This window comes from Maricaulis maris, assembly GCF_049116555.1.
GTDB lineage: Bacteria > Pseudomonadota > Alphaproteobacteria > Caulobacterales > Maricaulaceae > Maricaulis > Maricaulis maris_C.
In genome coordinates this window covers 66,566-75,285 of sequence record NZ_JAGDYT010000012.1, presented here as the reverse complement: position 1 = coordinate 75,285, position 8,720 = coordinate 66,566, and the positions used below count along the sequence as shown (strand labels likewise).

General features: G+C 63.4%; 9 protein-coding genes and 1 tRNA gene. 5 read left to right on the top strand and 5 right to left on the bottom strand.

Going from position 1 to position 8,720, the window contains the following annotated elements; genetic code table 11:
- The 5 genes from JXQ94_RS13305 to JXQ94_RS13285 all read left to right on the top strand — a co-directional run.
- Positions 1–495, top strand: a 495-nt coding sequence (locus JXQ94_RS13305) for an AIM24 family protein (RefSeq protein WP_421924275.1), incomplete at its 5' end; no start/stop codon positions are given.
- Between the two features lie 129 nt (positions 496–624).
- Complete coding sequence (locus JXQ94_RS13300) at positions 625–822, top strand: (2Fe-2S)-binding protein (RefSeq protein WP_421924274.1); 198 nt, start codon at positions 625–627, stop codon at positions 820–822.
- A 98-nt stretch (positions 823–920) separates the two neighbouring features.
- Positions 921–1,400: a bacterioferritin gene (gene bfr, locus JXQ94_RS13295; protein ID WP_421924273.1), complete on the top strand. Its 480-nt coding sequence runs from the start codon at positions 921–923 to the stop codon at positions 1,398–1,400.
- Positions 1,401–1,490: 90 nt separating this feature from the next.
- The gene (locus JXQ94_RS13290; RefSeq protein WP_421924272.1) at positions 1,491–2,183 is read left to right on the top strand and encodes a DUF305 domain-containing protein; all 693 of its coding nucleotides are present in this window, start codon (positions 1,491–1,493) and stop codon (positions 2,181–2,183) included.
- A 101-nt stretch (positions 2,184–2,284) separates the two neighbouring features.
- Positions 2,285–4,117 (top strand): LVIVD repeat-containing protein (locus JXQ94_RS13285; protein WP_421924271.1); only part of this gene is annotated, 1,833 nt, incomplete at its 5' end.
- 49 nt (positions 4,118–4,166) lie between these two features.
- Here JXQ94_RS13285 and yghU read toward each other — a convergent pair.
- From yghU to JXQ94_RS13260, 5 genes are all read right to left on the bottom strand, one after another.
- Positions 4,167–5,021 (bottom strand): glutathione-dependent disulfide-bond oxidoreductase, encoded by an 855-nt coding sequence (gene yghU, locus JXQ94_RS13280; protein WP_421924270.1) that lies wholly within the window; start codon positions 5,019–5,021, stop codon positions 4,167–4,169.
- A gap of 132 nt (positions 5,022–5,153) precedes the next feature.
- A tRNA-Thr gene (locus JXQ94_RS13275) sits at positions 5,154–5,229 on the bottom strand.
- A 91-nt stretch (positions 5,230–5,320) separates the two neighbouring features.
- The gene (locus JXQ94_RS13270) at positions 5,321–5,965 is read right to left on the bottom strand and encodes a uridine kinase family protein (RefSeq protein ID WP_421924269.1); all 645 of its coding nucleotides are present in this window, start codon (positions 5,963–5,965) and stop codon (positions 5,321–5,323) included.
- A complete protein-coding gene (locus JXQ94_RS13265) occupies positions 5,962–7,419 on the bottom strand; it encodes a heme biosynthesis protein HemY (RefSeq protein ID WP_421924268.1) in 1,458 nt (485 codons plus the stop codon). The genes JXQ94_RS13270 and JXQ94_RS13265 overlap by 4 nt, the downstream gene beginning before the upstream one ends.
- Positions 7,416–8,720 (bottom strand): hypothetical protein, encoded by a 1,305-nt coding sequence (locus JXQ94_RS13260; RefSeq protein ID WP_421924267.1) that lies wholly within the window; start codon positions 8,718–8,720, stop codon positions 7,416–7,418. The genes JXQ94_RS13265 and JXQ94_RS13260 overlap by 4 nt, the downstream gene beginning before the upstream one ends.

The window sequence follows — 8,720 nt, the reverse complement described above, 5'->3', positions numbered from 1 at the left end:
ACGATCATACCTGTGCACCTCCCTGACCTGGGTGGTGAGCTGATCTGCCAGAAGGATAGTTTTCTGGCCGCGGCCAAGGGTGTCTCGGTCGGCATCGCGCTCCAGAAGCGGATCATGACCGGTCTGTTTGGCGGTGAAGGTTTCATCATGCAGCGGCTCGAAGGGACCGGCTGGGTTTTCGTTCATGCCGGTGGCACCCTGATCGAGCGTGAACTGGCCGCGGGCGAGGAGTTGCACGTCGATACCGGCTGCGTCGTCGCCTATACGCCCAGCGTCGACTTCGAAATCGAGCGCGCTGGTAATATCAAGTCGATGATCTTTGGTGGGGAAGGTGTCTTCTTTGCTCATCTAAAAGGGCCCGGGAAAGTCTGGATCCAGTCGATGCCATTTTCCCGCCTGGCGGGTCGCATCCTGGCCAATGTGCCCGTGACCGGGTCTGGCCAGGGCGAGGGGTCAGCACTTGGACCGCTCGGCTCGATCATGCGCGGCAGCTAGTCCAGTCCTTTGATGAGCCTGCGACATGTCGGGCGCTGAAATGTGCCCGACATCCGCATTATGCAGTTGACAGTCATTCGCATTCGCGGGAAAGGTAGTCGCAGGCTCAAAAGGAAACCGTGCTCGCCCATGTATGTTTGCATCTGCAATGCGCTGCGCGATCGCGACCTCAAGGCTGCCGCGGCGGACCCGTCCGTCAAGAGTGCTGCCTGCGTGTTCAAGCGGTGTGACGCCAAGCCGAAATGCGGCCGCTGCCTGCCGGATGTGGCTGACATGATCGCCGCGACCCGGATCGGGGCTGACGACCTTCCCGCGGCCGCGGAATAGTCGCGAGCGAGACCCACTTTCACTTGCAAACTTAATGTTTTGGCTCTTCGCCGGCTTTCCGTAGAGTAGCCAATCATGCTGCACACGGGAGAGATGCCATGAAGGGCGATGCCAAAGTCATTGAACTGCTGAACGGGGCGCTGAAGCTCGAGCTGGCGGCCGTGAATCAGTACTTTCTGCACGCGCGCATGTTCAAGGACTGGGGCTTCGCGAAAATCGCCAAGGTGGAGTACGAGGAATCGATCGACGAGATGAAGCATGCTGACATCCTGATCGAGCGCATTCTCTTCCTGGAGGGGCTGCCGAGCGTTCAGGACCTGGCCAAGATCTATATCGGCGAGACACTCAAGGAGTGCCTCGAGTGCGATCTCAAGGTCGAGGAGCGCGCTCATCCTTTCTACAAGGACGCGATCGCCCATTGCGAACAGGTCGGTGACTATGTCTCGCGCAAGATTTTCACCGACATCCTCGACAGTGAGGAAGAGCATATCGACTTTCTCGAGACCCAGCTGGGTCTGATCGAAAAGGTCGGCGAAGAACGCTACATGCAGTCGCAGATGGCCCCTGGCGAGGGCTGATCGCTGGATTCCGGCGCGTGCGGCTATTCCCCCGGCCCGACAAGCATGATTACATTCCCGCCATGCTGGCTGTTCCGGCGTGGGGAAATCATGACGCATTTCATCATTGTGGCGACGGTGGGCTTGTCCCTGAGTGCCGGTGACGGGCTCGCAGAGGCCCCGCCCATCTTCCAGCCGGGTGCACCGGGAACGGAGACGCGCACCCTAACGCCTGAGGAATCCCTCAATCAGGCAAATACCGGCTATTCCGCAGATGATGTTCGATTCATGCAGCACATGATCGTCCATCACGGCCAGGCGGTTGCGATGGGTGAGCTGGTCGAGGGGCGAACTGACAATCCGCAAGTCGTCCTGGTCGCCCGGCGCATCGCCCTGTCCCAGGCGTCGGAAATCGAGATGATGCGTGCCTGGCTGTACCGCCGGCAGCAATCGCTTGAGATGCAACATGATGAGCCCGCGCATGGTGCGATGATGTCGGGCCATGGCGGCCATGCCATGGGGCATGAAGGTCATCCCGCCGCACCGTCCGAGACGCCCTTGATGGCGGGCATGCTGTCGCCGGCGCAAATGGCGGCGCTCGCCGACGCGCGGGATGCGGGTTTCGATCGTCTCTATCTGGTCGGGATGATTCATCACCATCAGGGCGCGATCGATATGGTTGACGCCTTGCTAGCCGAGCCAGGCAATGGCGAGGACACGCAATTGTCCGAATTCCTGTCGGCCATTATCGCCGACCAATCCGCCGAGATAGCCCGCATGCGCGGCATGCTCGCCGGTCTCTAGAATTTCATCGGTCCAAGGGGGGCTACACGATGCCGAATTTCCGTTCCATGGTTTCACTTGCTGCGTTGGGCGCAGCCCTGGCGGCCTGCTCTGCTCCTGNNGCTCCTGTCGAGGAGACGGCCGAGGGGCCGCCGTCGCGCGCTGATCTTGCTCCGGGTATTTTTGATGCCGAAAGCGTCATCTGGAATCTCGAGATGACGGCCTCGGTGCCGCCGCCGGAAGGTTTCTTCGACCGCGAAACGGCCATGATCCCGCTGAGCCTGCCAGCCGTTGTAGCGGATGAAGCAACCGAGGCGCCGGTTGAAGAGCCGGCCGGCGATGCGGCAGGAGACGGCGATCCCGATGCCGCCCCTGCCGAGGCAGAGGAAGAGTATACCGGGCCGGGCCTTCTGTCCTTTGCCAACTCCGACCTCGCCTTCACCGGCGATCGCGTGATCGTCGGCGGCTTCCATGGATTCAACGTGTTTGACGCGGCCGATCCGGATGATCCGGACCATATCCTGTCGGTTGTCTGCCCGGGTGGTCAGGGCGATGTTTCAGTTCACGGTGATCTTGTCTTCTTCTCGACCGAACAGGGTCGTGGCCGGCTCGACTGTGGGAGTGGTGGCGTCGAGGAAGAGTCCAGCCCCGAGCGTTTCCTCGGCGTGCGAATCTTCGACATCAGCGATCTCGATGCGCCGCGCCAGGTGGCGGCGGTGCAAACCTGCCGTGGATCGCACACTCACACATTCGTGCCGCACCCGACCGATGCCCGTACGGCCTATATCTACGTCCAGGGGACAAACAGTCCGCGGCCGGATAGTGAGCTTGCTGGGTGTAGCGGTGGTGAGCCGGACGAGAACCCCGAGACCGCGCTGTACTCGATCGACATCATCGAAGTGCCGCTTGATGCGCCGGAACAGGCAGCCCTGATCGCCCGGCCGCGCATCTTCACGGATTACGAGACCGGTGAAATCGCCGGGCTGTGGGCCGGTGGTGCAATGGAAGAGGGCGCGCAGGAAGCCAGCGCAACCGTCTCCTGTCATGACATTACGGTTTATCCCGAGATGAATCTTGCGGCCGGCGCCTGCGGCGGCAATGGAATCCTGCTCGATATCACCGATCCGGTGAGCCCGCGCCGCATCTCGGACCTGGCTGATCCGAACATGGCCTATTGGCATTCGGCGACATTCTCGAACGATGCCGACAAGGTCCTCTTCACCGATGAGTGGGGCGGCGGCATCGGCGCGCGTTGCCAGTCAACCGATCCGGAAAACTGGGGTGCCAACCTCATTGCCGACATTGTTGATGGCGAGTTGCAATTGCGCGGCTTCTTCAAGATTCCCGGCGAACAATCCGCGATCGAGAATTGCGTCGCTCACAACGGCACCCTCGTCCCGGTCCCGGGTCGCGATATCATGGTTCAGGCGTGGTATAGCGGTGGTCTCTCGATCATCGATTTTACCGACAGCAACAACCCGTACGAAATCGCTTTCTTCGACCGTGGACCGCTCGGGCCGGACGCGCTCCGTGTGGCCGGATACTGGGCGGCCTATTGGCATAATGGGCGCATCTGGGCGCCCGAGATTGTCAGGGGAATGGATGTCTTCCGGCTCCAGCCCAGCGAGTACCTGACCGCGAACGAGATTGCGGCGGCCGAGTTGATCCGCTTCGACGAGGCGAATACCCAGACCCAGCTGCACATTGAATGGCCCGACCAGCCCGTGGTCGCACAAGCCTATCTCGACCAGATCGAGCGTGGCGACGCGCTCGAAGGCCCTGCGGTCGCGACCATCCGGTCGGCACTGGATGCCTGGTCTGCCGGGGCGCCGGACCGTGCGGCTCTGACAGAAGCGTCGGCAATGCTCGCCGAGGCGGCTGGTGCGGGCGGGCTTGTCCCGGCTGAGGTTCGCCGTCTGACCGAACTCGCGGGCCTGCTGAGCCGCGCAGGCTGATGCAGAGACTCCAGGCGGGGCGGCGTCATGCTGCCCCGCCTGTTTCTGTCTATCCCGCCTTGGCGTCGATATCGGCAGCGGAGTGACGTTCGGGAACCTGATTGGTTTCTTCGCCCCAGACCCGGTTGACCTTGATTCCGCGCCGCACCGCCGGCCTGTCTGCAATCTCCGCCGCCCAGCGTTGGACGTGGGTGTAGTCCTGAACAGACAGGAATTCGCCCGAGTCGTAGAGAACGCCGCGCGCCAGTGCGCCATACCAGGACCAGACCGCCATATCGGCGATCGTATACTCGGCGCCCGCCAGATAGGTGCGGTCGGCCAGGGCCTTGTCGAGAACGTCCATTTGACGCTTCACTTCCATGGCAAAGCGGTCGATTGGGTACTCCCATTTTTCCGGCGCATAAGCGTAGAAATGACCAAAGCCGCCGCCGAGATAAGGGGCGGATCCCATCTGCCAGAACAGCCAGTTCAAGGCTTCGGTCCGGCTCGCCGGGTCCTTGGGCAGGAAGGCATCAAACTTCTCGGCCAGATAAAGCAGGATGGATCCGGATTCGAAGACCCGTGTCGGGGTCTCGGTGCTGCGGTCCAGCAAGGCAGGGATTTTCGAGTTCGGATTGATCGAGACGAAACCGCTCGAGAATTGCTCCCCTTCGGTGATCCGGATCAGCCATGCGTCATACTCGGCATCGGCATGTCCAGCCGCCAGTAATTCCTCGAGCATGATCGTAACCTTCACGCCGTTTGGCGTGGCCAGCGAATAGAGCTGTAGCGGATGCTGGCCCACAGGCAGCTCCTTGTCGTGGGTCGCTCCGGCAATGGGGCGGTTGATGCTGGCGAAACGGCCGCCACTCTCACTATCCCACGTCCACACTTTCGGCGGCACATATGCGCTGGTATCGGTCATGAAGACCCCCTGTTTGCTTGACCGGGTATGTAGGGAGTTTCGAGGCCCGGACAAGCGCGGGTCCTCATCCGGCCGACGCATGCAATGCCAGAACCGGATTGGGCGGATCAAAAAAAGCCACGGGAGGTGAAATGGTGCCGCTTAGGTGACTCGAACACCTGACCTACGCATTACGAATGCGTTGCTCTACCAGCTGAGCTAAAGCGGCCCATTTACGGGCTTCGTTCCGTTACCGGTCCGAAGGCGCCGGAAACTAACCGCGAACGGGGCGGTCGGCAAGCCTTTCATCAGGGCAAAAATCAGCCCTCTGAAACGCGTGTGCGCAAGCATTCCAGAACAGGCTCGGCCATGCCTTTGAAATCCGGCGGACCCATATTGGTGATGATCAGGTCGGCCAGTGGTTTTTGCGGTTCCACATGCTGTGTGTGCATCGGTTCCACGATGGTGTCGAACTGGTGTCGCACCGACTCCGGTGTACGCCCGCGCTCGGCTACATCGCGCTTCAGGCGGCGCTCGAAGCGGACGGGTCGCGTGGCCGATACGTAGACAATCAGATCAAAAAGGGAGGCCAGGCCCGGGCTTGCGACGGCGTGCAGACCCTCAACGATGATCGCTTGCGCCGGTTCGCAATGCAGCGTCTCGGCGTGGCGGCTGTGGGTGGCAAAATCATACTGAGGAATGTCGATACTTCGCCCGGCTTTGAGTGATTTGAGATCGGCGACCAGACGGGCGTGTTCTTTCGAGGCCGGTTCATCGAAATTGAAGGTCGCCGGGTCGAAATCATCCAGCAGGGTCGCGTCCAGGTAATAATCATCTTCCTTGATGACATATGCACCCGGTATGGCGTCCGCGATGGCATAGGCCAGTCGCGTCTTGCCAGAGGCGGAGCCGCCGACGATCGCGACCAGGGTCACGTCATCGCCGGACGCATAACGCCCTGTCATGCCGAGGCCCCGTCATCCTCATCCGGCACGCCGGGGTCATCGGGCATGCGCGGTGGCGCGTCAACAAAGCGTGACGACCGCGAGCTGGCCGCCTTGACCGGGCGCGGGGAGTCCAGGAGCGCCGTCTCCGGCACCGCACCGGCCGCCCGCTCGTACCGCTCATAGCGCGGATGGGTGAGACGGTTCTCGTCGCCAAAGACATAGACCATCCGCTTCCAGTCATCCGGTGTGTAGGCAAAGAGGCGCCCCTCCGGATCAATGTCGGACCAGTCGGCATCAGCGCCGGCATGGGAGGCGCGCGTCATCCAGCGACGGGCGAGCTCGTCCTTGCCATCCAGCCGCGCCAGACGGGCGGCCAGGGCACACAGGCGTGAGGAGGGCGTCGATTCGTCCAGCATCGGATCCAGCAGGGCGCGGGCGGACGGGGCATCGCCCTCTTCCAGCGCGGTCTGGATCAGGATGAGGCGGCTCTCGCGGTGTTCCGGGTTGAGGGCGGCCAGCGTTTTGAGGCGCTCCAGGCGTTTGGTCTTGGTGTCCGACTTCCGCAAATCCTGGAAGGCACGGGCCAGCGCCGGGTGTGGCGCGGCAGCCCAGGCGGATTCCAGAACCTCCGAGGCGCGCTTGTGGCGGCGGCCATCGGCGAGCAGACGCGCGGCGAGGGCGGCTGCCGGTGCGAAACCCGGGGCGGCCTTGTGAGCCGCGACGGCGAGGTCGCGCGCGCTCTCGGCATCGCTGCCTTCGGTCTCGAGAGCCGCCGCGGTCAGCAGGACAGCACGGCGCCGGCGGGATGTATCCGGCGCCACGTGCTTGCGCCGCTCACCCTCGGTCAGCGTGGTCAGGGCGTCCTGCCAGCGGCCCTTGGCGACTTGGGCATCGAACAGGGAATCAAAGGCCCAAAGCGCGCCTTTGGCCTGCTGGAAGGCGTCGGTGGCATGATCGATCGTGGCGCCATGATCGCCGCGCTCTAGCGATAATTGCGCCAGGCCGCGCCGCGCCACCACGCGGGTACGCTGATCGTCCAGCAAGGCCTCATAATGGGTCTGGGCGCCATCCAGATTGCCGGCAGCCTCGGCGGCACGAGCCGCCAGCAGGCGCGAGAGTGCGGGACGGTCCAGCAGGGCATCGGCCCGCGCAGCCTGGCGCACAGCGGCTTCACCATCCCCGGCAGCAGAGGCGATCAGCGCTTTTTCCAGCGCGTCATAACCCTGCTCGCGCCGACGCCGGCCCATGAAGCCCTTCACCTTGTCCGGCGAGGTCCACAACAGATAAATCCCCCACCAGATGACCAGCATGAGAAAGGCGAACAGGATCACCCCTCCGGCCGCGACCACGAAGGGCATTTCGGTCTGGACGCCGAGGAATTCGAAACTCGCCCGGCCAGGATTGAGCGCCAGAAAGGCGCCCAGGGCCGCTGTGAGAAGGGCGAAAGAGACAGCCAGGATGAGGCGGATCATGTCGGGTCGCTTCCCTGCTCGGCGGCCTCGGCTGCCAGGGCATCACGCAGTGATTGCAGGCGTTGATCCAGATCGAGACGCGCGCGTGCCTGGAACAACCAGTCACGAACCGTCTCAAGGGCCTCCCCGTCGAGGCGCTCGGCAATCGTTACGGCGCCGACAAGATCGTTCTCTGCCAAGCGTCTTTCGGCCAGGGCGGTCATCGCCAACGGACCCGTCTCATCGTCATTGCCATCGGTGCGCCGAACCTCGATCAGGCCGAAAAAGACACGTCCCGGTCCCGCTGCCTCGCGAATGGCCTCGCCCGGGAAGAGGGTGGCAAGCTCGCCAGTTGTCGGCACCCCGGCGCGGGAATAATCGGCCATGGACGCAAGGTCCGGCTGACCGCGCCAGAGCCGGGCCAGCGCTGCGCGTTCGGCCTCAAACCCGTCATGGGTGCGGGCAATTTCGCGCAGGGCTGTCAGCGCCAGTGCGCGCGCTGCCAGCTGGCGTGACGCCTGACCGGTATCGGCGGGTGTGGCCGCTGTCTCGGAGGCGGTTCGGGCCTGGTCGCGGGCGCCTTCAGCCACGACCCTCACCGAGGCGAGTTCGGTCTGGAGGTCGAGCAGGTCCTGGCGCAATTGTGCGATCGCCGGGTCTGATTGTGCCGGAGCGGACAGCGTGTCCATTGAGGCTTCGACGGCATTGATACGATCTGTGATCGCTTGCAGGATTTGCGGATCGACCCCGGGATTGTCTGATGAGGACTGGCTTGCCTCGAGCGCCTGTTGGGCGCGGGCATCGGTCAGGGCTAGCGCCGTCTCGAGTGTCGCAAGCCGGGATTCAAGCGCGCTCGGATCAAATGGCGCGGCAGGGTCTGTTGGCTGCGCCGCGGCGCTCTCCAACTGGCCCAGTCGGGCCTGGATGTCGGACAAGTCCACAGAAGCGCCGTCCGGATTGGCAGGCGGAGCCGTCTCCAGTTCGGCGAGGCGTTGCTCGAGAGCAGTAACGTCGTCCGTGAATGCCGCTGCCGGATCTTCGGCTTCAAGCGCCGCCAGCCGGGTCTCCAGGCCTGTGATCTCGCTGGTCAGGGCTGCGCGCTCGGCGGCCGCGCCGGTATCCGGCGTTTCGGCCGCGGGTACATAGCGTGACGCCGCGAAGCCGATGGCGCCGCCGGCGACACTGGCCAGCAGGAAAACGAGCACAAGGCCGAGCCCCCCGCCGCCGCTGGGGGCAGGCTTGGCGGCCGGGCGGCTGTCGTCAGCCGGCTCGAACTCGGCATCGACGGGTTCGGGATCGAGAGTTTCGTTGGGATCAGCCAT

Coding starts and splice junctions, on each gene's coding strand:
- JXQ94_RS13290 (WP_421924272.1), top strand. CDS start 1,491: ATGACGCATTTCATCATTGTGGCGACGGTGGGCTTGTCCCTGAGTGCC.
- JXQ94_RS13270 (WP_421924269.1), bottom strand. CDS start 5,965: ATGACAGGGCGTTATGCGTCCGGCGATGACGTGACCCTGGTCGCGATC.
- JXQ94_RS13265 (WP_421924268.1), bottom strand. CDS start 7,419: ATGATCCGCCTCATCCTGGCTGTCTCTTTCGCCCTTCTCACAGCGGCC.
- bfr (WP_421924273.1), top strand. CDS start 921: ATGAAGGGCGATGCCAAAGTCATTGAACTGCTGAACGGGGCGCTGAAG.
- yghU (WP_421924270.1), bottom strand. CDS start 5,021: ATGACCGATACCAGCGCATATGTGCCGCCGAAAGTGTGGACGTGGGAT.
- JXQ94_RS13260 (WP_421924267.1), bottom strand. CDS start 8,720: ATGGCTGATCCCAACGAAACTCTCGATCCCGAACCCGTCGATGCCGAG.
- JXQ94_RS13300 (WP_421924274.1), top strand. CDS start 625: ATGTATGTTTGCATCTGCAATGCGCTGCGCGATCGCGACCTCAAGGCT.